Genomic DNA, 26,895 nt, shown 5'->3' with positions numbered 1-26,895 from the left:
GGCCGTACGGGTGCGACGGTCCGAAGGCGCGTCCCGCGCTGGTACGCGAGCGGCCGGTGGTACGGCGCGAGGGCCGTACCACCGGCCGGGGCGGGCCGGTCCGGCCGCCGGGCGCCTTACGGCGTCCCGGCGGCCGGGCGCGGGCCGCGGGTCACGGCGTGTTGTTCGCCAGCGCCAGCAGACGGGCCTGGGTGCCGTTGAACCGGTCGCGGTCCACGGCGCCCGAGATGCCGCTCACCGAACCGGAGTCGGTGTACTGCCACAGCGTCCAGTACGGGAAGCCGCTGGGGATGTTCGGGCTGGCCGCGGTGGTCCAGTGGGCCACGAACAGCGGGCTGCGCGCGGACATGCCGCCCCAGCCGCCGGTGCAGGAGTTCCACCAGCTGGCGCTGGTGTAGATGACCATGTCGCGGCCGGTCCTGGCCTTGTAGGTGTTGTAGAAGTCCAGGATCCAGGACTGCATCGACGCGGCGGACTTGCCGTAGCAGCCGCCCTCGAGGTCGAGCATGCCGGGGAGCGTCAGATTGTCGGCCGACCAGGCGCCGCCGTGCGTGGCGAAGTACGTGGCCTGGGCCGCACCGGTGGAGACGTCGGGCCGCGCGAAGTGGTAGGCGCCCCTGATCACCTTGTTGTTGTAGGCGTTGAGGTAGTTGGCGTTGAACTGCGGGTCCTTGTACGTGGTGCCCTCGGTCGCCTTGATGTAGGCGAACTGGATGCCCGCGGCGTGCACGGAGCCCCAGTTGATCGTGCCCTGGTAGTGGGAGACGTCGACACCGGGCAGAGTGGTGGCGTTCGGGGTCACGGCATCGCTGCCCGCGCCGAGCTGGAGCGTCCGTGTGTCGGGCGCGAAGGACTTGCCGTCCTGGACGTAGCCGACGCCCATGTAACCGTCGCCCATCGGAATGGCGTTGCCGGACGGCACCGGCTGGGCCGACGCGACGCCCGCGGACAGCGACGCGGCGAGTACCACGGTCGCGCCGACGGCGCCGACGGCCAGCGCTTTGCCCTGGGCGGTTCTGGCGGCGGTGCGGATTCGGGAGAACAAGGCTTTCCTCCTGGCACGTGGGGCGGTGGGGTGGGCGGTGCTCTCGTGCGTGGGGCGGTACGGAGGTTCTATGCGCGTAGTTCTGTGGCCGGACGGGGCCGGAAATAAGAATTGACCGGAGCGCGTCAAGTGACGCATGAACCGTCCGTGGCGTAAAGGGGGCACCGTGACCTCTCGTTGGTCTAGTCCACATCTGAGGCCCATGAGCTGCGGAGTCCGCACCCCTCGGCCGAAAACTTTCAGCGGCTGAAAATCTGCCGTGCCGCGCGCATGCCCGCAAATCGGACGGCCGCCGCATCGGTCAGGAATCGAGAAGCCCACGCGGGGCCCGGCGCGACAGGCTTCTTCCATGACCTCCATCGATTTCGTCACCCTCGACGTGGACGACACCTCCGCCGCGGCCCGCCTCCACACCGACGCCTTCGGCCTCGACGGCCAGGTGCGCGTGCGCTCCGCGCGGACGCCGACGACCGGATTCCGCGGCTTCACGCTGTCGCTGACGGTCTCCCAGCCGTCCACGGTCGACACGCTCCTCGGCGCCGCCCTCGACGCGGGCGCCACCGCCGTCAAGCCCGCCAAGAAGTCCTTCTGGGGCTACGGCGGTGTCGTGCAGGCTCCCGACGGCACACTGTGGAAGATCGCGACCTCCGCGAAGAAGGACTCGGAACCGGCCAACCGCCGCATCGACCAGTTCGTGCTGCTGCTGGGCGTCGCGGACATGGCCGCCACCAAGCGCTTCTACGTCGGGCAGGGGCTGACCGTGGGCAAGAGCTTCGGCAGTAAGTACGTCGAGTTCGCGACGCCCTCAAGCCCGGTCAAGCTGGCGCTCTACGGGCGGCGCGCGCTCGCCAAGGACGCCGGGGTCGCGCCCGAGGGCACCGGGTCGCACCGCATCGCGATCGGCAGCGACAGCGGGCCCTTCACCGACCCGGACGGCTTCGTCTGGGAAGCGGCCGGCTGAACCGTCCCGCCGCCGGTCGGGGACCACGCCCGTGCCGACGCCGGCAGATACCGGCGCGGGCGGAAGGGGCCACCGACCGGGGCGCCCGGTCAGGCCGTGGGGATCGCGCGGGTCGGACAGTAGGCGGGGTTCGGGGCGTTGTACCAGGCGTCCCCGCTGAAGGCGTTGTAGCGGCACTGCAGTTCGGCGTGCGGGCTGTAGTTGCACACCAGCCAGCCCTGGCCGTACGTCCAGGTGTAGAGGCCGGAGGCGCCGTCGTTGAGGAAATACGGGCACATGTACGGCGTCGGCGGGGTAGTGGCCTGCGCTGTCACGGTGGTACCTGCGACCAGTCCGGCCGCGGCGAGCGCGACGGCGGCCCCTGCGGCGGCGATACGGGCACGGATCACGAGTGGTCCTCCCACTGGGCCGCGCCGGCCGCGGACACCGGGCCGTGCGGCGCAAATATTGTCGGAGGGAAAGTATCAACTCGATCGGATCCCGCAAATAGCCTACACGCTACGGGAATTTACGTATAACTGTCTCCTGGTGGACGTAGGCGTACCGAACGCCGCCACCGGGCCGCGGCGGCCGGGCCCGTCTGTTTGGATGGAGATGTATTCGTGCCCGGCGCGGTCCGCGCGCCGACCGCCCGGTGGGAGGCCGCGATGAAACTGCTGGTGTTCGGGGCGAACGGCAGGACCGGACAGCAGCTCGTCGCGCAGGGCCTGGCCGCGGGCCATGAGATCACCGCCTTCGTCCGGCCCCGCGCGACCGCGCCGCCGCCGCATCCGCGGCTGCGGGTGGCCCGCGGCGAGGTGACGGCGGATCAGGACGCGGTACGGGCGGCGGTCGAGGGGCAGGACGCCGTGCTCACCGCCTTCGGCAGCCCGACCACCTGGCACGGCGTGGTCTCCCCCGACCTCACGGTGCGGGCGATGCCGCTGATCGTCCGGGCGATGCGGGAGGCCGGGGTCGAGCGGATCGTCCACCTGTCCGCGCACGGCGTCGGCGACACCGCCGACCAGGCGCCGGTCGTCTACTGGGCGGTCTACAAGGCGCTCGGCCGGATGTTCGCCGACAAGGCGGCCGGCGAGAAGATCCTGCGGGCCACCGATCTCGACTGGACGCTGGTGTATCCGGTGATGCTGGTCGGTGGGCCGCTCACCGGACGCTACCGCGTCGGCGCCCGCCTGTCGCTGCACGGCGTCCCCCGGATCTCCCGCGCCGACGTCGCCCACTTCATGCTCGCCGAGACCACCGGCCGCGCCCATCCGCACGCCACCGTGCAGCTCGCCCGCTGACCGCCACCGCCCGGGAGGACGACCGTCCGGGACACGGGACGGGGACCGCGCGGGCCCCGCCGGAAGGGGGGGACCTCCGGCGGGGCCGATCAGGGGGTGACGCGCGGTCAGATGGCGGCGGGCTGCTTGCCGGTGACGCCCTCGGGCGCGGGCTGACCGGGCACTGCCGACGGCTGCGCGGCCTCGTCCTCGTCGGCGAGCGTCGACTCGTCGAAGGGCAGGTCACCGGCGAACACCTGCTTGGCGCGGTCGCGGTCGAACTCGCCCGTCCACGTACCGATCAGGACGGTCGCCACCGCGTTTCCCGCGAAGTTGGTGACGGCGCGGGCCTCGCTCATGAAGCGGTCGATGCCGACGATCAGGCCGATGCCGTCCACCAGCGCGGGCCGGTGCGACTGGAGCCCGCTGGCCAGGACGGCCATACCGGAACCGGACACCCCCGCGGCACCCTTGGAGGCGACCATCATGAACAGCAGCAAGGAAATCTGCTGGCCGATGGAGAGCGGCTGGTCCAGCGCGTCGGCGATGAACAGCGACGCCATCGTCAGATAGATCATCGTGCCGTCGAGGTTGAAGGAGTAGCCGGTCGGCACGGTGATGCCGACGACGGGCCGGCTCACGCCGAGGTGCTCCATCTTGGCGATCAGCCGGGGCAGCGCGGACTCCGAGGACGACGTGGAGACGATCAGCAGGAATTCCCTGGCCAGATAGCGCAGCAGGTGCCAGAGATTGACCCGGGCGAACGCCCACAGCACCGCGCCGAGCACGACCGCGACGAAGAGCAGGCAGGTGATGTAGAAGCCGAACATGATGGTGGCCAGCGCCTTGATCGCGTCCATGCCCGCGGAGCCGACGACGGCCGCGATGGCGCCGAAGGCGCCGATCGGGGCGGCCCACATGATCATGGACAGCACCCGGAAGACCAGCTTCTGGATGTGCCCGATGCCGCGCAGCACCGGCGCTCCGACCGGCCCCATGACCTGGAGCGCGAAGCCGACGAGCAGCGCCACCAGCAGGGTCTGCAGCACCTCGCCGTCGGTGAAGGCGGACACCAGGGTGGTCGGGATGATGCCGAGGACGAAGTCGACGCCGTCGGCGGGCGCGTTGGCGGCCTGCGTGTGGCCGACGTGCTTCATGGTCTCGGTCAGGTGCAGGCCGCTGCCGGGGTGCAGGATGTTGCCGACGAGCAGGCCGATGGCCAGCGCGACGAACGACATCGCCACGAAGTAGCCGAGCGCCAGGCCGCCGACCTTGCCGACCTTCGCGGCGTTGCGGACGGAGCCGATGCCGAGCACCAGGGTGCAGAAGATGATCGGCGAGATCATCATCTTGATCAGGCTGACGAAGCCGTCGCCCATCGGCTTGAGTTCGACGGCCACGCCGGGCGCGGTCAGACCCAGCACAGCGCCGGCGACGGTCGCCAGGATCACGGCGAGATAGAGGTAATGGGTACGGTCGCGACGGCTCGTGGCGTCGTGGGGGGCCTGGGCTGACACCTTCGTCTCCCTCGGTCCGTGGGCGCCGTCCCGAGCGCCCACGATCGGACAGGTCCCGGTGACTATGCGCGCGGCGAGTGAGGCAGGTCACGTTTGCGTTCATTGAGTTCGCGCGATCGCGTGCACACTGTGGTCATGCCGAGCATCCCGAGAGCCAACGGTACGGATCCGGCGGCCGGGTCCCGCGCCGCCGACGGGCCGCGCCGTGACCGCGCCCTGACCCGTACCCGGCCGCGCAGCCTGGCCGGCCAGCTCTTCGCGGTGCAGGTGGTGATCGTCGCGCTGGTCGTCGCTGGCTGCGCGGTGCTGGCGTACGTCAACGCCGGCGGCCGGGCCGAGGACGCGGCCCGTGACCGGGTGGTCGCGGCGGCCACCGCCGTCGCCGACTCCGACACGGTGGTCCGCGCCGCGGCGTCCGCCGATCCCAGCCGCACCCTGGAGCCGTACGCCGAGCGGGTCACCGCGGACGCGGGCGTGGACTTCGTGACGATCATGGACACCCACGGCATCCGCTGGACGCATCCCGACAAGTCGCGGATCGGCGAGCACTTCCTCGGCCACATCGCGCCCGCGCTGCGCGGCCGCACCTTCACCGAGACCTACACCGGCACCCTCGGCCCGTCGGTGCGGGTGGTGACGCCGGTGATGTCGGGCGGCCGGGTCGTCGCGCTGGTGAGCATCGGCATCAAGGTCGACACCATCAGCCGGGAGGTGCGCGCCCAGCTCACCGTGCTGGTGCTGGTGGCGCTCGGCGCGCTCGCGGTCGGCGGCCTCGGCACCTATGTGGCGAACCGGCGGCTGCGGCGGCACACCCACGGCATGGCCGCGACCGAGCTGAGCCGGATGTACGACTACCACCAGGCCACGCTGCACGCGGTGCGCGAGGGGCTGATCCTGCTGGACGCCGACCGGCGGGTGGCGCTGTGCAACGACGCGGCGCGCGACCTGCTGAGCCTGGGCGAACAGGACGTCGTCGGCCGCTTCGTGGACGCGCTCGGCCTGCCCGCGTCGCTGACCGGGGCGCTGCTGGCGTCGGAGCCGCGTCTTGACGAGGTGCATCTGACCTCGGAGCGGGTCGTGGTGGTCAACACCTCGCCGGTGCGCGGCGGCGAGCGCCGCGGCACCGTGGTGACGCTCCGCGACCGTACCGACCTCCAGGCGCTGACCGGGGAGTTGGACTCGGTGCGCGGTTTCGCCGAGGCGCTGCGGTCGCAGGCGCACGAGTCGTCGAACCGGCTGCACACCGTGGTGTCGCTGATCGAACTGGGCCGCGCGCAGGAGGCGGTGGAATTCGCCACGTCGGAACTGGAGTTGGCGCAGGCGCTGACCGACCGGGTGGTGGCGGCGGTCGGCGAGCCGGTACTGGCCGCGCTGCTGCTGGGCAAGGCCGCCGAAGCCCACGAGCGGGGCGTGGAGTTGACCGTCACCGAGGACAGCCGGATAGACGACGGGGTGCTGCCGCCCGCACTCGCCGCGCGCGATCTGGTGACGGTGCTGGGCAATCTGATGGACAACGCGATCGACGCGGCGATAGAGGGCGCCGCCCGCGGCGGCAGCCGTCCGTCGGTCACCGTGCGGGCCAGGGCCGAGGAGGACGAATTGCTGCTGAGGGTCACCGATTCAGGGCGGGGCGTCGATCCGGCCGCCATCGAGGAGGTCTTCCGGCGCGGCTGGACGACCAAGAGCGAGGGCCACGGCCTCGGTCTCGCCCTGGTGGAGCAGGCGGCGCGGCGGGCGGGCGGCACCGTCGATCTCGACCGCGCCCCGGGCGGCGGCGCGCGGTTCACCGTACGGCTGCCGCTGCGGCAGGAGGCTCCGGCGTGATCAGTGTGCTGGTGGTCGAGGACGACCCGGTGGCGGCCGACGCGCACCGCATGTACGTCGAGCGGCTGCCCGGTTTCGAGGTGGGCGCCGTGGTGCACACCGGGGGCGCCGCGCTGCGGCTGCTGGAGCGGCGGCCGGTCGATCTGGTGCTGCTCGACCTGCACCTGCCGGACGGCCACGGCCTCGATCTCGTACGGCGGATGCGCAGCGCGGGGCACGGCGCCGATGTGGTGGCGGTGACCTCGGCGCGGGACCTGGCGGTGGTGCGGCAGGCGGTCTCGCTCGGGGTCGTGCAGTATCTGCTGAAGCCGTTCACCTTTCCGGCGCTGCGTGACCGGCTGGAGCTGTGGGCGCGTTACCGCGACGACGCGGCGGGCGGCGAGGCGTCGGGGCAGGCCGAGGTGGACCGGATGCTCGGCGCGCTGCGCGGCCCGCAGACCTCGGCCCTGCCGAAGGGGCTGAGCGGGCCGACGCTCGAAGCGGTGACGGCGGCTCTGCGGGCCGCCTCGGGCGACGGGCTCTCGGCGGCGGTCGCGGCCCGGGAGGCGGGCGTCTCCCGGATCACCGCGCGGCGCTATCTGGAGCATCTGGTCGACACCGGCCGCGCGGTGCGCAGCCCGCAGTACGGGCAGGTGGGGCGGCCCGAGCTGTGCTACCGCTGGTCGGACGGGACGAAGACGTAGCGGGACCCGCGCGTGCCGGCGCCGTACGCCGCCAGCCCCAGCCGTGCCGGTCGCCGGGTGCGGCGGCGCGCGTCGTACGGTGATCACGCGGGCCGGTGACCGGTGCGCGCCGGCCCCGGTGTCCGGGCGGGCGGCGCCCGGGGCCGTACGCGCCCGCAGCCGCCGTACCCCGGCCGTGCGCCCGCGGCGGCCGGCCGCCGAACGTCAGGAGCCACCGTCATGGTCACCCCGTCGCCGCTCACCGGCACCTCCCACCGGATCGGGCTCGGTCTGGCCGCGCTCGGGCGGCCCGGTTACATCAATCTCGGCCGGGACCGGGATCTGCCGCCGGGCCGTGACGTGGCGGCGATGCGGCGGCGGACGCACGACGTGCTCGACCACGCCTCCGCCCACGGGGTCCGCTACTTCGACGCGGCGCGGTCCTACGGGCGGGCCGAGGAATTCCTCGCGCAGTGGCTGGAGGAGGGCGGTGACCGGCCCGGCATCGTCGTGGGCAGCAAGTGGGGCTACACCTACACCGCGGGCTGGCGGGTCGACGCCGACACGCACGAGGTCAAGGACCACGGCGTCGCCACCTACGACCGGCAGCTCGCCGAGACCCGCGCGCTGCTCGGCGACCGGCTCGACCTCTACCAGGTGCACTCGGTGACGCCCGGCAGTCCCGCGCTCACCGATCCCGCGCTGCACCGCAGGCTCGCCGAACTCGCCGCGCGGGGCGTGACGGTGGGCATCTCGACCAGCGGGCCGCGGCAGGGCGAGGCGATCCGCGCCGCGCTCGGCGTAGAAGTGGACGGCCGTCCGCTGTTCGGCAGCATCCAGTCCACCTGGAATCTGCTGGAGCCGTCGGCGGGTCCCGCCCTGGCGGAGGCGCACGCGGCGGGCCGTACCGTGATCGTCAAGGAGGCGATGGCCAACGGGCGGCTGGCGGCGCCCGGTCCGCCGCTCGATGCCGTGCTCGGCCCGGTCGCCGCGGCGGCGGGCGTGTCCTACGACGCCGTCGCGCTGGCCGCGGTGCTCGCCCGGCCGTGGGTGGACGTGGTGCTGTCGGGCGCGGCGACCCGCGAACAGCTCACCGCCAATCTGCGCGCCACGGACGTACGGCTCGACGGGACCGGACTGGAGGCCGCGCAGACGGAGTTGGCGCAGACGCCCGAGGCGTACTGGGACTTCCGCTCGCGCCTGCCGTGGAACTGACGCGGGCCACCGGATTGATGCCTGCGAGGGGATCGGCGCCGGCCGTGGGAAAGGCGCCGGCGGTGGGAGTGACGCTCCATCACCACCGTTGCCGGCACCGGCTGTTCACTCCTGCCGGTGCGGGCCGTGCACGCGCCGGTAGCTCCAGATGAGCAGGGCGAAGATCACAAGGCCGGACAGGATGAGGCTCGATCCGGTGCTCCAACCGGGGAACGGCAGCCAGGACAGAGCCCGCAGGCCCCAGACGATGCCCGCGGCGATCAGGCCGAGCCCGGCGAGCACGGAGCCGGCGATCCGCCAGCCGTTGGCGACACTCGCCTCCGCACCGAGCATCGCCTGCTCGCGGACCGGTTCGACGAAGCGGGACACGGCGGGGATGGCGCGGGAGAGCAGGATCAGGCCGGCCAGCACGAGCAGCATGCCAGGTCCCGGCAGCACCAGCAGCACAACGCCGACCAAAACGAGGACTCCGCCGACGATGCCCAGCACGAGCCGCTTGGCCGGGTGCAGCCTGGCGTCCTCGTCCGCCGCCTCCGACTCGGCCTCGATCTCCTTGAGCCGTTCGGCGCGGGCCGCGTCACCAGTCCGCTCCGCCCCGCTCTTCGCCCGCCGCGGTCCGTTCATGCACCCACCGTAACCGGGCCCGGCGCCGGGGCGGAACCGCGACACCGCGGATGTCCTCACCTGGGACGATCGCCGCTCCCCCCGGTGCCGGTGCGACGGCGGCGCTTTGCGCCAGAGGAGCACCTCGGTGCTCGGCAGCCGCTCGGAGAACCGTCGGTCGCGCGAGGTCTTCGCCAGCAGCCGGTCGAGGTCGGCCGTGAAGTCCGCGAGACGGTCGCCGAACAGGTGGGGCGCCGCGTAGGACAGCGAGAAGACCCAGGCCGCGACGGTGTCGCTGTCGCGTTCCAGCGGTTCCCCGCCACGGACGACGAGCCGGCGCGGCGGGCCGTAGCCGTTGCGGGCGAGCACAGTGGCCTCGTCGCCGGGTGTCCCGTGCCGCAGCACGCCCTGCCCGGCCCGCCGCCCCGGGCCGAGGTGGCCGGTGATCAGGCGTTCGATCGCGGCGTAGGGGACGGCGGGGTACGGCAGGCCCTCGGTGCCGAGGCGTTCGCCCTTGGGGTCGGCGATACGGAGGAAGGCGCCGCCCGGTTCGAGCATGTCGAGGACGGTCCGCGCGACCCGGTCGCGGTCCATCCAGTGGAAGGACTGGCCGAAGGTCACGGCGGTGAACGTGCCGAGCCCAAGCGGCAGTTCCTCGGCGCGGGCCCGGACCCAGCGGGTGCGGTCCGCCACGTCCCGGGCCGCGGCCTCGCGGCGCGCCTCGGCGAGCATGCCGGCGTCCGGGTCCACCCCGACGGCCTCGGCGAAGTGCTCCACGAGGTCGAGCGCGACCGTGCCGGGGCCGCAGCCCACGTCCAGCAGCCGGCCCCGGCCGTCGAGCGCCAGCTCCCGCGCCACGGCGTCGGCGAGGCCCGGCGCGTACGGCAGGCGGCCACGCCGGTAGTAGGGCGCCGAGCCCAGGAAGAGCGTCTCGTCCCACTGCCAGCCTTCGGGCATCGGGGCCCGCCTCTCCGCTCTCGCCGCCGCTTCGGGTCCGGGTCCCGGCGTGTGCGGCTCAGGCCGTGCCCGCCGGCATCACGTCCGCACCGGCCGGTCCGGGTACCCGCGTATTCGGCCCCGACCCGCGCCCGGGCGGGGTCAGCCGCTGAGCGCGGCGGCGCTCTTCATGGCCTGGTTCAGCTCGGTGCTGCCCGCGCGGCGCTCCTTGGCGGCCTTCGCGATCAGGGCGGAGTCGGAGCGGGTCACGCCGTCCCGGCAGTCGGCGGCGGACTGGGCGAGCCGGTCCAGCGCGTCCGACCAGTGCTGCTGGGTGTCGGCGTCGGGGGCGGGCGCGAAGATCTGCGCGGCCTGGACGTCGGTCAGCAGCGTCACGCAGTCGGTGCCGAGACTGGTGGTGTCCTTGGCGGACGCGTCGTCGTCGACCGTCGTGGTGTCGCGGGAGACCGTCGTCATATGGGTGCCGCCGCCCGCGGCGTACCAGGCGGGCATCGTCGTGGGCGTGGTGGCCACCGCGTCCGCACCGGCGTCGGACGCCTTCGCGTCGCTGCCGCAGGCCGCCAGCGAACCGCCCGCCAGCACCGCCAGCGCGGCGGCGGCCGTCGCGGCGCGCCACCGGCGGGCGGACGGGCTCGGTAGGCGCGGCGGGCTCGGCGGATGTGATCGTTTCGGCACAATGGCCCCCAAAGCTTCGCTCAGTGCGGAGAACGGGAGCATTGCACCCCGTACGCCACCTGTGCCGCACCGTTGCCGGACCGTGACAAAGAGGCGTATCGAGTCGTCATCGGACGGACGGCGGCAAGCCGTACGGACCCACCCGTCGGCGGACGTACGGAACCGCTCGCCCGTACGACAGCCGCGTCCGGTCTCACAGCGGCAGTTTGAACCCGTCGTGCGTGGCCTCGAAGCCGAGCGCGGCGTAGAAGCGGTGGGCGGCCGTGCGGTGCTTCCGGCTGGTGAGCTGGACCAGGGTGCAGCCGCGGGCGCGCGCCCGGTCAATGGCCCAGGTGAGGAATTCCCGGCCGAGCCCGGCGCCGCGCCGGTCCGGGTGCACCCGCACCGCCTCGATCAACGCGCGTTCCTGTCCTTGCCGGCCGAGTCCGGGGATGTAGGTCAGTTGGAGGCAGCCGAGCACGGTGCCGGTCCCGTCGTCGATGACGACGAATTCGTTGCGGTCATCCGCCGCCACCGCGGCGAAGGCCCGGGCGTACGCCGCGCCGACCGCGACGGTCCGCGGATCGACCGCGGTGTCCTCGTGTTCCAGCAGGGCGACGATCGCGGGCAGGTCTTCTTCTACGGCCACTCGGAATTCCATGGACCCGATCATGGCAGTGGCCGGGCGGCCGACGGTCCGGCACGGCGCGGGCCGGATCGCCGGGCACGCGGTCGGACCGCGGGGGCGGTCAGCCCGTCGCCGTACGGACGCCCGCCGTTGAAACGTCTTTCACTCTCCGCCCGGCGTCCGGTACGGCATTGGCCGACGATGTCAGAAGTATTGACGCCTCACAGGCAACGCTCATACGGTGCACACGCCTTTCGGAAATGAAACGTTTCACTCATGGTGTTGGGAGTCCCATGCCCGGTCGTGTGCGAAGAAATCCGCGGACGAAGCTGCGCGAGCGGCTGTCCTACCGTGTCGGCGTCGCGACGCTGGTGACCGGTCTGACGCTCGGCGCCGCGACCGTCGGGAGCGGGTCGGTCGCGCAGGCCGCGGCCGGTGGCGGCCTGACGGTCGCGCACCTCACGACCGACGCCACCACCGATCCGCTCGGGACCGACGACACCCACCCGGCGCTCGGCTGGCAGCTGCGCGCCTCGGCCAACGGCCAGCGGCAGACCGGGTACCGGATCCTGGTGGCGACCACCCCCGACAGGCTGGCACCGGGCCACGCCGACGTGTGGGACAGCGGGCAGGTCGCCGGTGCCGACTCGACGGCGGTGCCGTACGGCGGACCCGCGCCGGAGTCGGGCCGGACGTACTACTGGAAGGTGCAGGTCCGGGACGCGCGAGGCCACGCGTCGGCCTGGAGCCCGGTCGCGCGCTGGGAGATGGGGCTGCTCGGCGACGCCGACTGGCAGGGCGCCCAGTGGATCGCCCCGGACACCGGCGCGGCATACTCCTGGTCGGACTTCACCCTGGACACGGACTTCACCGTCAAGGCGGCAGCGGCGAGCGTGCTGTTCCGGGTGAAGGACAGCCGCAATTACTACATGTGGCAGATCAACTCCGCCTCCACACCGGGGAAGATCCTGCTGCGCCCGCATGTACAGAAGGACGGCTCCTTCAGCAATCTCGGCGAGGTCGACCTCAGTCCGGTGATCACCTCGGCGAATCTCAACGCGCCGCACCACCTGACCATCAGGACCGAGGGCGACCGCATCACCACATCGGTCGACGGCACCCAGGTCGACTCCCGCACCGACGGCACCTTCGCCGAGGGCACGTTGGGCTTCCGCACCTCGACCACCAATGGTGTCGGCGAGGACGCGCTGTACGACAACGTCACCGTGCGCGGCCCGGACGGGAAGACGCTGTTCTCCGACGCCTTCGACGCCTCCCCCGACCCGCTCTTCCCCGACACTGCCGTCACCGACGGCCAGTTGGAGCCGAAGGGCGACCCGACGCTGCTCGACCCCGACCCGGCCGCGCCGATGCTGCGCCACTCCTTCACCCTCGGCGGTAAGAAGGTCGCGAGGGCCAGGGCGTACGTCTACGGTCTCGGCTTCTACGAGCTGCACCTCAACGGCGCCAAGGTCGGCGACCGGGTGCTCGCGCCCGCCAACACGCCGTACGACCAGCGCAATCTGTACGCGACCTACGACATCACCGGCGCGCTGAAGAGAGGCGCCAACACCGTCGGCATGTGGCTCGGGAACGGCTACGGGCCGCGGTTCAACCCGTACGGTTTCCGCTGGACGGGGCAGAAGCAGGCCGTGGTGCTGCTCGATGTCGACTACGCCGACGGCACCCGGCAGAAGGTCGTCAGCGACGACTCATGGAAGTGGTCGACCGGCGCGATCACCGGCAATGACATCTATGCCGGGGAGAACTACAACGCCACGCTGGACAAAGCCGGTTGGGACCGCCCGAGGTACGACGACACCGGCTGGCAGCCGGTGAAGAAGGCGACGGCGCCGTCGCAGAAGCTCGTCGCGGACACGATGCCGCCGCTGCGGGTGACCGGCACGCTGCGTCCGGTGAGCGTCAAGCAGCCCAGGCCCGGTGTGTACGTCTACGACTTCGGGCAGAACATCGCGGGCTGGGAACGGCTGCGGGTCGAGGGCGCGGCCGGCACCGCAGTGAAGATGCGCACCGCCGAGGAGATCGGCGCGGACGGAATGCTGGACACGGTCACCAACAGGTCGGCGGCGTCCACCGACACGTACACCCTGGCGGGCACGGGCCGGCAGGAGACGTACGAGCCCCGGTTCACCTATCACGGCTTCCGCTACGTCGAGGTCACCGGCTTCCCGGGCAGGCCGACGGCGGCGAGCCTGGACGCGCGGGTGGTGCACGCCGACGTGGCCTCCACCGGGACCTTCTCCTCGTCCGACGCGCTGCTCAACAAGATCTGGCAGAACAACCGCTGGACGATCCTCAACAATTCGATGAGCACGCCCACCGACAATCCGGTACGCGACGAGCGGACACCGCCCGGCATGGACGTACAGGCGTATCACGACGCGTCCACCCGGGAATTCGGCATGGACCGCTACTACGCCAAGTACCTCCAGGACCTGCCGCCCGGCGCGGCGCTGCCCAATGACGAGGGCAACGCGGTGCGGCCGGACATGGACGGCAATCCGGTCACGCTGGCGTGGACGCTGTACGAGAACTACGGCGACAAGGCCACGCTGGCGGCGACGTATCCGGCCATGAAGGACTTCGTGGACAAGGACGCCGCGATGCAGCCGGACCACATCTGGCCGGAGAACAAGGGCTTCGGCGACTGGTGCCCGCCGGACCGCAGTTCCAACGCCAACGGCGGTCTGGGCAGTCCGAGCGCGGGCGCCTGCCAGAGCGAGGTGTCGGTGGTGAACACCGCGCTGATGTACCTCCAGGCGGTGGACGTCGCCAAGTCCGCGACGGCGCTGGGCGAGAGCGCGGACGCCGCGCACTACGAGGAGCTGGCCGGGGACATCAAGGACGCCTTCAACTCCCGCTTCCTCAACGCGGCCGGCGACACCTACGGCGACGGCCGCCAGACCACCAGCGTGCTGCCGATGGCCTTCGGGATGGTGCCCGCCGACAAGGTCGCGGCGGTCGGCCGCCAGCTGGTCGACACCATCATGACCAAGGACGGCGGGCATCTGGACACCGGCATCTTCGGCACCCGCTACCTGATGGACGCGCTCGCCGCCGTCGGACGCACCGATGTCGCCATGACCGTGCTGGACCAGCGGACCTATCCCGGCTTCGGCTACGAGATCGGGCAGGGCGCGACCACCTCGTGGGAGGAGTGGACGTACCGCTCCAGCATGGAGACCCATGACCACGCGATGTTCGCCGGCATCAACGCCTCGCTGTACACCACGCTGGCCGGGATCCGGCCGACGGGAGCCGGCTACCGGACGGTGACGATCGCGCCGCGGCCACCCGGCGGATTGCGGGCGGTGTCCGCGTCGATCGACACGCCGAAGGGCGCGGTGGCCAGCGCCTGGACGGACACCGGCAGGCGGTTCGACCTCACCGTCTCCGTACCAGTCGGCACCACCGCGACGGTCGAGGTGCCGCTGGCCGGCGCCGGTCACCCGCACGTCACGGCCACGCACGGCGCGCGGCCGGTGCGGACCGACGGCAAGGTCGCGGTGTACGAGGTCGGTTCCGGCACGTGGCGCTTCACCGCCGGGAAGTGAATCGGAGGCACCGGCGAATTCACGCCAATTCCGGCTCGCGGTAAGGGCATTGGGCCATTGCGCGGCCGGCCCGCAGTCGGCATGCTGGGCGCGGATCATGAGGGATCCGCGCCCACGCGGCACACACCGCGGGGCGTAAATCGCAGTTGAATTCGGGGAGACCGCAGATGACCGCATATGTCCTGCTGGAAATCGAAGTGACCGACATGAGTGCCCTGGCGGAATACCGGGAGATCGGTCAGAAGGCGGTGGCCGAATTCGGCGGCGACTACCTGGCGGTCAATGCGAAGGCCGAGGCACTCGAAGGCAGTTGGGACGGCACCAAGGGCTACACCCTGCTGGCGTTCGACAGCGTCGAGAAGGCCCGTGCCTGGCACGACTCGGACACGTACGCGCCGGGCAAGGAGATCGCCGAGCGGGCGATGATACGGCGCGTCACGATCCTGCCCGGGCTGGGCGAGATCGTCTGACGTCGCGGCCGCACCCGCGCGTGGCCCGGGCCGCGTGCGGGTGCGGTACGGGGCGGGAAAGCGCCTAGGTCCGGCCGGTCGGGGTGCTCTACCGTCGGGTACGCCCGCCCGCAGCGCGTCGTGAGCAGGAAGCCGAGGACGTACCGTGACCGTCGTTCCTGAGCCGCCCGACATCCTCTCGCCGCAGTTCGCGGCCGACCCGTATCCGGCGTACCGCGTTCTGCGGGAGCACTATCCGGTGGTGTTCCACGAGGGCACCGCGAGCTGGCTGCTGTCGCGTTACGACGACGTCGAACGCGCCTTCCGCGACCCGGTGTTCACCACCGACAACTACGACTGGCAGTTGGAGCCGGTGCACGGCGGCCGGACGATCGTCCAGATGAGCGGGCGGGAGCACGCGGTCCACCGGGCGCTGGTGGCGCCGGCCTTCCGCGGCCGCGAACTGCGGGAGAAATTCCTGCCGGTGATCGAGCGCAACGCGCGCGAGCTGATCGACCGCTTCCGGGACGCGCGGCGGGCCGATCTGGTGGACGAGTTCGCGACGAGGTTCCCGGTCAATGTCATCGTCGACATGCTCGGCCTGGACCGCACCGAGCACGACCGCTTCCACGCCTGGTACGCCGCCGTCGTCGGCTTCTTCGCCAATCTGTCCCAGGACCCGGAGGTCGCCGAGGCGGGGATGCGCGCGAGCCGGGAGCTGGCCGCGTATCTGCTGCCGGTGATCCACCGGCGGCGGGACGAGCCGGGTACGGATCTGCTGTCGTCGCTGTGCACCGCGGAGATCGACGGCACCGTGATGACCGACCAGGACATCACGTCCTTCGTGAGCCTGCTGCTGTCGGCGGGCGGCGAGACCACTGACAAGGCGATCGCGGGCATGTTCCGCAATCTGCTGGCCCACCCCGACCAGCTCGAAGCGGTACGGGCGGACCGGTCGCTGGTGCCCGCGGCCTTCGCGGAGTCGCTGCGGTTCACTCCCCCGTTGCAGATGATCATGCGGCAGACCGCCGAGGACGTGCCCCTCGACGGCGGCACGATCCCGGCGGGCGCCACGGTGACCTGTCTGATCGGCGCGGCCAACCGGGACGGCACGCACTACGCGCGGCCCGACACCTTCGACATCCACCGCGCCGACCTCACCACCGCCAATGCCTTCAGCGCGGCCGCCGACCACCTGGCCTTCGCGCTCGGCCGGCACTTCTGCGTGGGGGCGCTGCTGGCGAAGACCGAGGTGGAGGTCGGCGCCAATCAACTCCTCGACGCCTTCACGGAGATGGACTTCGCCGACGGCACCCCGGCCGCGGACGCCGGGGTGTTCGTCCGCGGGCCGCTGCGGCTGGACCTGAGCCTGACGCCCGCGGCGGGCTGACACATACGGGGGTGAGCCGCGGGGCATCGGCCGGCCCGGACCGGCACGGGAGGCCGTACGGCGTACGGCTCAGGCCGGCTCCGGGCGGGTCCACGGCCGGAGTGTGCGGCGGGTGCGGTGCAGGCCCGCCGCCGCGCGTGCCGGGCGCAGCAGCGCGGCCTGGAGGCGGCGGGCGGCGTCGATGTGGTCGAAGGTCCAGATCATCTTGACGGCCGTGGAGGTGCCGCGCCCGTCGTCGGCGGTCAGGTCGCGGCGTACGGCGTCGAGCAGCCGCCGGTCGGACTCCGCGCTGTGGGCGATCCGCTCCGGGACCGCGCCGGAGCCGGCCAGCGCCCGCGCGGTGGCCTCGTACCAGTCGACCAGCAAGGTGCCCGCCCACAGGATCTCGCCGCGGGCCGCGGTCCTGTCCTCGTCGGACAGCACGGTCTCGCGCGCCCACAGGTCCTGGATGGCGTCGGCGGTCAGCCGCAGCGCCGCGACCCCGGTGACCAGTGTCGTGACGTCGGCCAGCGGGATGTGCTTGGTGCCGCGCTCGGCGAGGAAGCCCCGGAAGGCGTCGTCGAGACGGCGGGACGCGGCGGCGGCGCGCCGCCGTTCGTCCTCGGGCCGGGCGGGTGACGGCAGCGAGGCGTCGCAGCGGGCGACGCCGTACTCGATGGCGCCGCGCAGGTAGCGGGCGCCGTCGGCGAAGGCGTCGGCCAGCGCCTGGCTGAGCGCGGGTCCCGCGCCGCGCGGCCAGAACAGCGCGCCGGCCACCAGGGAGACGGCGCAGCCGATGGCGACATCCTCGACGCGGACCAGGCCGATCCGCCAGCCCTCCGGTTCGATGATGTTGTAGAGGATCAGCAGGACGGTGGTGAATCCGGCCTGTCCTGCGGCGAAGGAGAAGGCGGCGGGCGCGAGACCGGCGAAGGCGACGGCGAAGGGCAGCAGCACCCACAGTGCGGTGGTGTGGGTGCCGACGGCGTAGACGATGCCGCCGCCGATGATGAAGCCGATGCCGGTGCCGAGCAGGCCGCGCAGCGCGTTCTGGCCGGTGCTCAGGGCGTTGGAGCGGAGCACGGCGAGGGTGCCGAGGACGACCCAGAAGGAGTGCTGGACCCCGGTGGACTCCGCGAGCAGGACGGCCAGGGCGAGGGCGATCGCGCCGCGCACGCTGTTGTGCAGCCACACCGAGTGCGGTTCGACATGTGCCCCGGCGCGTTCCTGCGCGGAGGCGAGCGGGGACGACACGCCGGCGGGCTGGCGGCCGATGACGTGGTCCCACCAGCTACGGCGGCGGGCGGCGACGGTGAGGCCGATGTTCGTGGCCATGGCGGAGATGGCGAAGCTCATCTCCTGGGCGCGGAAGCTGGGTTCGAGGGAGCCGAGGATGCCCGCCATCGCGTCGGGCGTGTCGTCCCCGCCGTCATCGGAAGACGCGCCGGCCGTACCGGGCGTGTCGTTTCCCGCGGCGGGCCGGCGGCGCGGGCGGTGCAGCGGGAGGTCGCCGGTGACGGCAGCCTCCATCGCCTCGCGGACCTCTTCCAGGCGCCGCAGATCGCTCTCCAGCCGTCCGGCGTCGTCGGCGACCGACTCCAGGGTGTCCGCGCCGTGTTCGAGCAGGACGGCCGCGGCGATCTTCACGTCGCACACCACGGCGTCGGTCGGGCCCGGCTCCTGCTCCAGCGGCATCCGCTCCAGGATCGCGTCCAGCCAGACGATCTGGTCGACCAGCCGCACCAGGGTGCGCGCGGAGGTGGACAGGCCGGTGGGGCGGTAGGGCGCGCCGAAGAAAGAGGTGCGCAGCCGCGCGACCGCGGCGCGCGCCTCGTCGGCCAGCGCTTTGTACTCGGCCGCGCCGACCGGGCCGAAGCCGCCGCGCACGCAGTCGACCTCGGCCCGCAGCCGCCGCGCGAGCAGTGCGCACGCGTGCGCGGTGGCCAGCCGCAGCGGTTCGCGGCGCGGCGCCGGCCACAGCACTCCGACGGCGAACACCGTGCACGCGCCGGCCAGCAGCCAGCCCGCGAGCCGGTCCGGCAGCTGGCTCACCGGCGCGGGCAGGGTCACCGGCAGGACGAAGGCGACGAGCAGCGCGGTGGAAGCGCTCGCGAGCACGGAGCTGACGACTCCGGCGAACAGCACGAGGAAACCGACGACCAGCGTCGCCACGACCGCCAGCCATGCCTTCTGCGAGGCAAGCGTCCCGACGCACACCAGCGCCGCGCCCGCCGCCACCAGGCCGGCCTGCGCCGCGAGCCGCTGGGCCATGGCGCCGCTGAAGTCGACGAAGAGCAGTCCGGACAGCGCGCCGAAGGAAGCGAAGGTGGCGATGGTCGGATTGCCGATCACCTTGTCGCCGAGGGCGAACAGCGCGGGCATGACGATGGCGGCGCGCGCGGCGCGGCGCAGCGCCGACAGGTCCGCGTCACGGGTGCGCAGCCAGGTCAGGACGTTCACCACGGCGGTGTCTCCTGTCGTCGGGGGCGCCGGGTGCGGGCCGGGTCGATGGTCATCAGCAGAGCATGGCACCGACGGCCGCCCGCGGCAGCCCCCGGGCGCACGGTGGCGCGGCGCCGCGCGCCCGGCACGGTCCGGGCGGCAGCATCCGCGCGGCACGGCCTAGGTGTATTGGCTCGCAGGGTTGTTGACGCGGGTGATGGGTGGCTGGCCGCTGAGTGCGGTGTGGCTGTGGTGGTGGTTGTAGGTGTGGAGGAAGTCTGCCAGGGCTGCGGTCCGCTGTTCGTTGCTGGTGTAGGGCCGTTGGTAGGCCCATTCGTCGAGCAGGGTGCGGTTGAAGCGTTCGACCTTGCCGTTGGTCTGGGGGCGGTAGGCGCGGGTGAGTTTTCCGGTCGCGCCGAGGTCGGCCAGTGCCTGCTTGAACAGGGTGCTTTTGCGGTAGGACCAGGCGTTGTCGGTCAGGACGCGCTCGATGCGGGTGATGCCGGCGGTGGCGAAGAAGGCCGCTGCGCGGCGGAGGAAGCCGGTGCAGGTGGCGGCCTTCTCGTCGGGGTGGATCTCGCTGTAGGCCAGGCGGGTGTGGTCGTCGACGGCGGAGTGGATGTAGTCGAAGCCGACGTGCTGTTTCTCGTTCCGGGTGGCCTGGCGGCCGCGGGTGCGCCAGCCGCCGCCGTCGGGGATCCGCCCGAGTTTCTTGACGTCGATGTGGATCAGTTCTCCGGGCCGGTCACGTTCGTAGCGGCGGATGATCTCGCCTGTGGGCCGGTCCATGAAGGCCAGGCGGTTCAGTGCGTGGCGGGTCAGGACGCGGTGCACGGTGGAGGCGGGCATGCCCAGGATCGGGCCGATCCGGGCGGGGCCGAGTTTGCGGGCCTGGCGCAGCTCGCACACGCGGGCCTCCACCGTGGCCGGAGTGCGATGCGGTGTCCTGTGCGGTCGGCTGGAGCGGTCGTGCAGACCCGCATCGCCCTCCGCCAGCCAGCGCCTGACCCATTTGTGGGCCGTGGTCCGCGAGATGCCCATCTCTGCTGCGACATGCGCGACCGGACGGCCCGAACGGACACGCCCAACAAGGATCCGTCTGCCGTGAACGGTCAGCCGGGCATTACGGTGGGACATGAAGACCTCCGTGCGGTGCAGTCCTAGACAGCTCCACCACACCGGAGGTCTTCGCCATGATCAAGCACCGGCACGTGTCAACAACGCTCGTGATCAATACACCTAGGCCGTGTCCGCAATGTCGCGGCGTCCGCCCGCAGGGCGGGGCCGGCGGTGTCTGGTGCGTGCGATCGCAAGGCGGAGGGTCGTCCTCGTAGTGGGCCTACTCGGACGAGCCCGACAACGCAGCGAGCGTGCGTGCCAGGCGCCGCCGGCCAGGCGCGACATTGCGGACACGCCCTAGGCTGCGCTGGTGAATCTTCCCTCTGCCGAGAGCGTGCGCGCGCTGCACGAGAAGTACGCTCCGACCCACGAATCCCTGGACATCGTCCGTACGCACTGCGAGATCGTCGCGCGGATCGCCCTGGAGCTGGCGGACCGCTACCCGCTTCCGGTCGACGTCCGGCTGGTCGAGACCGGCGCGCTCCTGCACGACATCGGCGTCTACCGGGTCGGTGACGGCGCGTACATCAGGCACGGTGTGCTCGGTCATGAACTGCTGCGCGCCGAGGGGCTGTCCGAGCCGCTGTGCCGTTTCGCCTCGTGCCACACCGGGGTCGGTCTGACCCGTGCGGACATCGAGCGGCAGCACCTGCCGATCCCGCCGGGCGACTACGTGGCCGGGTCCGTCGAGGAGCGGCTGGTGATGTACGCGGACAAATTCCACTCCAAGTCGAATCCGCCGAAGTTCCTGGACACCGCCGCGTACGCCGAGCGTGTCGCGCGGTTCGGTCCTGACAAGGTCGTGGCGTTCAAGGATCTGGTCGCCGAATTCGGCGAACCCGAACTGGACTCCCTGGCCGCCGAGTTCGGGCACGCGGTCCGGCGCGGCTGACGACCGGAGGCCCGGCCCGCTTTGTGTTATCCGGCCGGGCCCCGCGGGGTCTCCCACGTGTACCGACGCACGGCGGGAGGACGGCACGATGGGACGCAGACGGCGGACGAAGTCCGTACGGGGCTGGTGGGGGCTGGTGGTGATCGCGCTGGTCGCCGCCGGGACGGTGTACTTCTGGCCGTCCTCGCCCGGCACGGACGGCGCGGCGAGCACCGAGGCCGTGGCCCGTACCACCGGCGCCGCGTCGCCGTCACCGACCGGCACGGCGGCGCCCTCCCCCACGGCCGCGACGCCGTCCACCACCGCGAGCCGTTCGGCCCGGCCGCACACCGCTCCCCCGTCGCACCGGCCCACGACGAAAGCACCGGCGAAGGCACCGGCGGCCACCGCGCCGCCCGCGTCGGGCACCGGCGGCGGGCGGACGATCACGGTGGTGAACCGTACGCAGGAGACGGTGTGGGCGATCGTCAGCAACACGTCCGCGTATCCGGACGGGCGCGAGCTGCGGCCCGGGCAGAGCACCTCGCTCACGGTCGGCAACACCTGGGGCGGCCGGATCTGGGGGCGTACGGGCTGTACGTCGGGCGGCGGCGGTGACTGTCTGACCGGTGACTGCACGGCGCACTGCTCGGGAGCCAACCCGCCCACCACACTGGGCGAGTTCACCTTCGACGCCTATGCCGGTCTCGACTTCTACGACGTCAGCATGGTCGACGGCGCCAATCTGCCGATGTACATCAACATCTCGCACACCGTCACGGCCGACCCGGTGAGCCCGACCGGCTGTTACAAGGGCGCCTGCACCAAGCCCGTGGACTGTCCGGCCGCGATGCGCGCCACCAAGGGCGGCCGGGTCGTCGGGTGCATGCCGCCGTGTGCGGCCTTCGGCGGTGACACCTACTGCTGCCGCGGCGCCTGGGCGGGCCGGGACAAGTGTGTGCCGTCGAAATGGCCCGTCGACTACACGCAGGTGTTCAAGAAGGCCGCGCCGTACGCGTATTCGTACGCCTTCGACGACGCGGCCACGATGGCGTGCAAGGGGCGGTGCGACTATCGGGTGACCTTCGGCGTCACCTGACGGCCGGTGCGAGCCGCTCCCCCAGGAAGGCGGTCAGCAGCTCGGTGACCTCGGCAGGCCGTTCCATGCTCGGCAGATGGCCGGCCCACGGCAGTTCGAGGTGCCGGGCGTCGGCGAGCCGCGCGGGCAGGCCCTCGGCGATCCGCCGGAAGTCCTCGATGTCCTGGCCGCCGGAGACGGCGAGCGTCGGCGCGGTGATCGCCGACAGCTCGTACGGGGGCCGCAGTTGGGCGACGTCGCCGGCGGCGAGCTGCACCTCGTAGGCGCGGCGCTGCATGACGTGTACGGCCTCGCGGACGGTGTCGTCGCCTTCGGGGCCGATCCAGCTGTCGACCATCAGCTGGAGGGCCGCGTCGAGGTCTCCGGCCTCCACCAGCGCCTCCTCGCGCTCGCCGAGTGCGACCAGGGCGTCGGAGGGTTCGTGGCTGTCGGAGCCCGCGCACAGCAGCGCCAAGGCGCTCACCCGGTCGGGCCTGCGGGCGGCGATCTCCAGCGACGTCTTGCCGCCGTAGGAGGCGCCGATCAGCGCGGCCCGCTCGATGCCGAGCGCGTCGAGCAGCGCGACCACGTCGTCGGCGTTGTTGTACGGACCGTCCGGCGCGGGGGTCTCGCCGAAGCCGCGCAGATCGCAGCGGATCACCTGGTATCCGGCGTCGGCCAGGGGCCGCCATTGCGGGTCCCACATCCGGCGGTCGCAGATTCCGGCGTGCAGCAGCAGGAGTGCGGGGCCGTCCCCCGCCGTGTCGTAAGAGAGCGTCATCCCGCCGACCCTACGCAGGGCGCCGTGCTTTGCCCTCCGAATTTCGCCCTGCGCGGTTCCGCTGCGGGCGATCATCGCGCGTGGGGCGGCGCCGGTGCCTGCCGGGCGCCGCCCCACGCGGTGCGACAGGGCTTCAGCGGGCCGCGGTGGGGTGCGGCTCCTGCCGTACGGGCGGCTCCTGTTCGTCGTCCGCGTCGCTCAGGCCGGCCTTGCCGTGCAGGCACCGCAGCGCGGGCGGCGCGTACCAGGCGGCGCGGCCGAGCAGCCGCATGGCGGCGGGCACGAGGATGCCGCGGACGGCGACGGCGTCGATGAGGATGGCCAGGCCGCTGCCGAGGCCGAACATCTGGATGAAGCTGACCTTGCCGGTGCCGAAGGCGAAGAAGCTGACGGCCAGGAGCGCGGCGGCCATGGTGACCAGCCGTCCGGTACGGGACAGGCCGCCGCTGACCGCGGCCTCGGTGTCGGCGCCCTGGTCGTGGAGTTCCTTGATGCGGCTGGTGACGAAGACCTCGTAGTCCATGGACAGGCCGAAGGCGACGCAGAACATCAGCACCGTCATCGAGGTGTCCATCGGCATCGGGGTGAAGCCGAGCAGTCCGGTCAGATGGCCGTCCTGGAAGATCCACACCATGGCGCCGATCGCCGCGCAGAGGCTGAGGCCGTTAAGGACGAGGGCGCGCAGCGGCTGGACGACGCTGCCGGTGAACAGGAAGAGCAGGACGAAGGTGGTGACGGCGACCAGGCCGATCGCCAGTGGCAGCCGGCTGCCGATGGCGTGCTTGGAGTCGACGAGTTCGGCGTCGGTGCCGCCGACCAGGGTGTGGGTGCCGGCCGGGGCCGCGACCGCGCGGACCTCCCGGACCAGCTTCTGGGAGTCGCCGGAGCCGAGGCCCGGCTCCTGCACGACGGTCAGCCGCTGTGCGGTGGGCCGGGACAGGGCGGCGGCCTCGGGTCCGGCGGCGGCGCGGGCGCCGTCGGTGTAGGTGCCGGTGCTGGCGGTGACGCGCTGGACACCGGGCAGCTTGGAGACGGCGGTGGCGTAGCCGTCGAGCGGGCCGTTGGCGGCGGGCCCGGTGGTGACGACCTGGATCGCGCCGGAGTCGTCGCCGGGGAATTCCCGGTCGAGGGTCTGCGCGACCGAGCGGCTCTGCGCGCTCTCGGGCAGGACGCGCTCGTCGGGGCTGCCGAAGGTGACGCCGAGCAGCGGGCTCGCCAGGACCAGCAGGACGGCCGCGGCGGGCAGCGCGGTGATCGCGGGGCGCCGCATCACGGTGCTCGCCATGCGGCCCCACAGCGGCGCGTCGGAGCTGCGGACGGTGCTGGACCAGGGCAGCCGGCCGGCGTTGACCCGGTGGCCGAGCGCCGCGAGCAGGGCGGGGATGACGATGAGCGCGGCGAGGGCGGCGATCACCACGACGCCGATGCCCGCGTAGGCGAAGGAGCGCAGGAAGAACTGCGGGAAGACCAGCAGCGCGGCGAGCGCGGCGGCGACGGTGCCGGCGGAGAAGGCGATGGTGCGGCCCGCGGTGCGCAGGGTGCGGCGCAGCGCGTCCGGGACCTCGTGCCCGGCGGCGAGATTCTCCCGGAAGCGGTTGACCATCAGCAGGGCGTAGTCGATGCCCAGGCCGAGGCCGAGCGCGGTGGTGATGTTGACGGCGAAGACGGAGACGTCGGTGACGCTGCCGAGGACGTACAGCTCGGCGAAGGTGCCGACGACCGCGATCAGACCGATGACCAGGGGCAGCAGGGCCGCGACGAGGCTGCCGAAGGCGAGCACCAGCAGGATCATCGTGATCGGCACGGCGATCGACTCGGCCAGGGCGAGGTCTTTGGTGACCTGGGAGTTGACGTCGTTGTTGACGGCCGCGGCGCCGCCCGCGCGCACGTCGACGGCGCCGCGGTCGCCGGTGTAGCGGCCGACGAGGGTCTTGGCACGGTCCGCGATGTCGTTGTCGCCGCCCTTGACGTGTGCCAGGACCAGGGCCTTGGTGCCGTCCTTGGAGGCGAGCGCGGGACCGGGGTGGTCCCAGTACGACACGACGTTGTCGACCGTCGGCTCGCCCTTGAGCGCGGCGGTCAGCGTACGGCCGGCCCGCGCGGCGGCGGGCGTGTCGGGGCCGCCGTTGTCGGGTGTCACCAGCAGCACGAGGTCGGAGGCGCCGCCGAACTCCCGGTCGATGAGGGTCTTGGCGCGGCTGGAGGGCGCGCCCGGGTCGTCGAAGCCGCCGCCTTGGAGCTTGCCGAACGCCCCGAAGCCGACCGCGGCCATGACGACCACGACGACGGCGCTCAGGACGAGCACCAGCCGGGTTCTGTTCAGGGCCAGTCGCAGGATCGTGCTGAACATGGTGGTACCCCTCCGCCACTGCTTGCGAGGCAATCGGCGCCGCGCCATGTGCACGGCGTTAACATCCACCATGGCAGCCGAAGTTAACCCCGTCAACATCGGTCGGGAGAATGGGGCACCATAGGGGCATGGAGACGATCAAAGGCCGCAAGGACGGCTACCACCACGGGGACCTGCGCAACGCGCTGGTCGGCGCCGCGATCGATCTGGCGACCGCCGGCGGCCCCGAGGCGGTGGTGCTGCGCGAGGCCGCGCGCCGGGTCGGCGTGTCACCGACCGCGGCCTACCGGCACTTCGCCGGGCAGGGCGACCTGCTGTTCGCGGTGAAGTCCCACGGCCAGGACGCGCTCGCGGTCGCGATGCGCGCGGAGATCGCGGCCTCGGGGGCCGCGGCGGGCTCGGCCCGCGCCGAGGCCGATCCCGGCGCGGCGGCCGTGGAGCGCACCAAGGCGGTGGGCCGCGGCTATCTGCGCTTCGCCTTCGCCGAGCCGGGCATGTTCCGCACCGCCTTCTGCCGGATCGCGATGCCCATGGACGCCGAGACCGGACAGCCGACGCGCGACGACAACGACAATTTCAGCTCGTTCGACATGCTCTCCACCGTCCTGGACGACCTGGTGGCCACCGGCCGGATGTCGCCGAGGCGGCGGCCCGGCGCGGAGGTCGCCGCCTGGTCGGGCGTGCACGGCCTGGCCATCCTGGTGATCGACGGGCCGCTGGCCATGCTCCGGGGCGAGGCACTGGCGGCCTCCGTGGAGAACGTGCTGGAGACGCTCGTCCAGGGGCTCTGCGCCCAGGACTGACGCGGCGAGGGCCGCGGATGCGGATGGGGTGAACACGGATGCGGCGGACGCAGCAGACACGGATGGGGCCGCGCACCCCGGTGGTGCGGGTGCGCGGCCCCGTGGGCGGCTCGGCGCCCGGTCGGGCGGGTGCCCGACGACGCCATTCAGCGGGCTAGGGCGTTTCTTTCAGATCATCGGATCGTTGGTCTGGGTGTGTCGTTGACTGATGCGCAGTGGGCGAGGATCGAGCCGTTGCTGCCTGATCGGACGCCTCGGCGGGGTGGGCGGTGGCGGGATCACCGGCAGGTGATCGACGCGATCGCGTTCAAGTACCGCACCGGCACACCGTGGACGGACCTGCCCGAGCACTTCGGATCGTGGAAGGGCGCCCACAACCGGCTGCGGATGTGGGCCGCGGACGGCACCTGGGAGAAGGTCTTCACCGCACTGCTGGCCCAGGCCGATGCCGAAGGCGACCTCGACTGGGTCGTCGCGGTCGACTCCACGATCGTCCGCGCCCATCAGCACGCGGCCGGGGCCCGTCAAAAGGGGCCCCGGCCGGCGAGCCTGCCGACCATGCCCTCGGACGGTCCCGCGGCGGACTGACCACCAAGATCCACCTCGTTACGGACGGCAACTGCCGCCCGCTCGCGTTCGTCATCACACCGGGCCAGGCCGCAGACGCACCCGCATTCGAGCAGGTCATGATCCGCTTACGGGTGCCCAGACCGACCGGCCGCCCCAGGAC

20 protein-coding genes and 3 pseudogenes are annotated in these 26,895 nt (G+C 72.2%); 13 read left to right on the top strand and 10 right to left on the bottom strand.

The genetic code is table 11. The features are described from left to right. Positions 1 to 151 precede the first annotated feature (151 nt). Positions 152 to 997, bottom strand: coding sequence for a GH25 family lysozyme (locus tag BM076_RS32600; protein WP_245796608.1), 846 nt, complete (start codon positions 995 to 997; stop codon positions 152 to 154). Between the two features lie 397 nt (positions 998 to 1,394). Here BM076_RS32600 and BM076_RS32595 point away from each other — a divergent pair, with 397 nt between their 5' ends. Then, entirely contained in the window at positions 1,395 to 2,006 is a 612-nt protein-coding gene (locus BM076_RS32595) for a VOC family protein (RefSeq protein WP_093717371.1), read from the top strand. Positions 2,007 to 2,095: 89 nt separating this feature from the next. Here the strand turns inward: BM076_RS32595 and BM076_RS32590 are convergent, their stop codons facing one another. Continuing rightward, a complete protein-coding gene (locus BM076_RS32590; RefSeq protein WP_093717370.1) occupies positions 2,096 to 2,395 on the bottom strand; it encodes a hypothetical protein in 300 nt (99 codons plus the stop codon). 213 nt (positions 2,396 to 2,608) lie between these two features. Here BM076_RS32590 and BM076_RS32585 point away from each other — a divergent pair, with 213 nt between their 5' ends. Further along, on the top strand, positions 2,609 to 3,289 hold the full coding sequence (locus BM076_RS32585; RefSeq protein WP_093717369.1) for an NAD(P)-dependent oxidoreductase: 681 nt from the start codon (positions 2,609 to 2,611) through the stop codon (positions 3,287 to 3,289). A gap of 107 nt (positions 3,290 to 3,396) precedes the next feature. On the opposite strand, the gene BM076_RS32580 is transcribed toward BM076_RS32585, so the two are convergent. Beyond that, positions 3,397 to 4,785: a cation:dicarboxylate symporter family transporter gene (locus BM076_RS32580; protein WP_218160139.1), complete on the bottom strand. Its 1,389-nt coding sequence runs from the start codon at positions 4,783 to 4,785 to the stop codon at positions 3,397 to 3,399. Between the two features lie 135 nt (positions 4,786 to 4,920). Between BM076_RS32580 and BM076_RS32575 the strand changes: the two genes are divergently transcribed. From BM076_RS32575 to BM076_RS32565, 3 genes are all read left to right on the top strand, one after another. Continuing rightward, entirely contained in the window at positions 4,921 to 6,609 is a 1,689-nt protein-coding gene (locus BM076_RS32575) for a sensor histidine kinase (RefSeq protein WP_093717410.1), read from the top strand. Further along, on the top strand, positions 6,606 to 7,292 hold the full coding sequence (locus BM076_RS32570; protein ID WP_093717367.1) for a response regulator: 687 nt from the start codon (positions 6,606 to 6,608) through the stop codon (positions 7,290 to 7,292). Before BM076_RS32575 ends, BM076_RS32570 begins: the two co-directional genes overlap by 4 nt. 219 nt (positions 7,293 to 7,511) lie before the next feature. Beyond that, entirely contained in the window at positions 7,512 to 8,486 is a 975-nt protein-coding gene (locus BM076_RS32565; RefSeq protein ID WP_093717366.1) for an aldo/keto reductase, read from the top strand. Positions 8,487 to 8,591: 105 nt separating this feature from the next. Here the strand turns inward: BM076_RS32565 and BM076_RS38240 are convergent, their stop codons facing one another. The 3 genes from BM076_RS38240 to BM076_RS32545 form a co-directional block, all read right to left on the bottom strand. After that, positions 8,592 to 10,046, bottom strand: coding sequence for a class I SAM-dependent methyltransferase (locus tag BM076_RS38240; RefSeq protein ID WP_322936895.1), 1,455 nt, complete (start codon positions 10,044 to 10,046; stop codon positions 8,592 to 8,594). 141 nt (positions 10,047 to 10,187) lie between these two features. Continuing rightward, positions 10,188 to 10,721, bottom strand: a complete 534-nt coding sequence (locus tag BM076_RS32550) for a hypothetical protein (protein ID WP_143120706.1) — start codon at positions 10,719 to 10,721, stop codon at positions 10,188 to 10,190. A gap of 193 nt (positions 10,722 to 10,914) precedes the next feature. Further along, entirely contained in the window at positions 10,915 to 11,361 is a 447-nt protein-coding gene (locus BM076_RS32545) for a GNAT family N-acetyltransferase (protein WP_245796600.1), read from the bottom strand. Between the two features lie 227 nt (positions 11,362 to 11,588). Here BM076_RS32545 and BM076_RS38420 point away from each other — a divergent pair. The 4 genes and pseudogenes from BM076_RS38420 to BM076_RS32530 form a co-directional block, all read left to right on the top strand. Beyond that, a pseudogene (locus tag BM076_RS38420) lies at positions 11,589 to 12,095 on the top strand (glycoside hydrolase family 78 protein); the annotation flags it as partial. Positions 12,096 to 12,677: 582 nt separating this feature from the next. Then, positions 12,678 to 14,903 (top strand): annotated as a pseudogene (locus BM076_RS32540) (family 78 glycoside hydrolase catalytic domain); the annotation flags it as partial. Between the two features lie 167 nt (positions 14,904 to 15,070). After that, positions 15,071 to 15,373, top strand: a complete 303-nt coding sequence (locus tag BM076_RS32535; protein ID WP_093717361.1) for a DUF1330 domain-containing protein — start codon at positions 15,071 to 15,073, stop codon at positions 15,371 to 15,373. Between the two features lie 145 nt (positions 15,374 to 15,518). After that, positions 15,519 to 16,742, top strand: coding sequence for a cytochrome P450 (locus BM076_RS32530; RefSeq protein WP_093717360.1), 1,224 nt, complete (start codon positions 15,519 to 15,521; stop codon positions 16,740 to 16,742). A gap of 69 nt (positions 16,743 to 16,811) precedes the next feature. On the opposite strand, the gene BM076_RS32525 is transcribed toward BM076_RS32530, so the two are convergent. Beyond that, positions 16,812 to 19,184: an FUSC family protein gene (locus BM076_RS32525; protein WP_245796599.1), complete on the bottom strand. Its 2,373-nt coding sequence runs from the start codon at positions 19,182 to 19,184 to the stop codon at positions 16,812 to 16,814. 159 nt (positions 19,185 to 19,343) lie between these two features. Next, a complete protein-coding gene (locus tag BM076_RS32520; RefSeq protein ID WP_107417010.1) occupies positions 19,344 to 20,300 on the bottom strand; it encodes an IS481 family transposase in 957 nt (318 codons plus the stop codon). A gap of 292 nt (positions 20,301 to 20,592) precedes the next feature. Between BM076_RS32520 and BM076_RS32515 the strand changes: the two genes are divergently transcribed. Together BM076_RS32515 and BM076_RS32510 are read left to right on the top strand one after the other, a co-directional pair. Then, positions 20,593 to 21,174 (top strand): HD domain-containing protein, encoded by a 582-nt coding sequence (locus BM076_RS32515; protein WP_093717358.1) that lies wholly within the window; start codon positions 20,593 to 20,595, stop codon positions 21,172 to 21,174. 88 nt (positions 21,175 to 21,262) lie between these two features. Continuing rightward, on the top strand, positions 21,263 to 22,252 hold the full coding sequence (locus BM076_RS32510; RefSeq protein ID WP_245796598.1) for a thaumatin family protein: 990 nt from the start codon (positions 21,263 to 21,265) through the stop codon (positions 22,250 to 22,252). Here BM076_RS32510 and BM076_RS32505 read toward each other — a convergent pair. Continuing rightward, positions 22,245 to 23,012: an alpha/beta fold hydrolase gene (locus tag BM076_RS32505; protein ID WP_093717357.1), complete on the bottom strand. Its 768-nt coding sequence runs from the start codon at positions 23,010 to 23,012 to the stop codon at positions 22,245 to 22,247. The two genes, BM076_RS32510 and BM076_RS32505, sit on opposite strands and share 8 nt — an antisense overlap. Before the next feature lie 133 nt (positions 23,013 to 23,145). After that, the gene (locus BM076_RS32500) at positions 23,146 to 25,362 is read right to left on the bottom strand and encodes an MMPL family transporter (protein WP_093717356.1); all 2,217 of its coding nucleotides are present in this window, start codon (positions 25,360 to 25,362) and stop codon (positions 23,146 to 23,148) included. Between the two features lie 128 nt (positions 25,363 to 25,490). Between BM076_RS32500 and BM076_RS32495 the strand changes: the two genes are divergently transcribed. Together BM076_RS32495 and BM076_RS32490 are read left to right on the top strand one after the other, a co-directional pair. Then, positions 25,491 to 26,165, top strand: coding sequence for a TetR/AcrR family transcriptional regulator (locus tag BM076_RS32495; RefSeq protein WP_177246729.1), 675 nt, complete (start codon positions 25,491 to 25,493; stop codon positions 26,163 to 26,165). Between the two features lie 189 nt (positions 26,166 to 26,354). Beyond that, positions 26,355 to 26,895 (top strand): annotated as a pseudogene (locus BM076_RS32490) (IS5 family transposase); the annotation flags it as partial.

It is taken from the genome of Actinacidiphila alni, assembly GCF_900112845.1.
GTDB lineage: Bacteria > Actinomycetota > Actinomycetes > Streptomycetales > Streptomycetaceae > Actinacidiphila > Actinacidiphila alni.
Note: the sequence above shows the minus strand (reverse complement) of the source record. Positions and strands in the feature narration are given on the sequence as shown.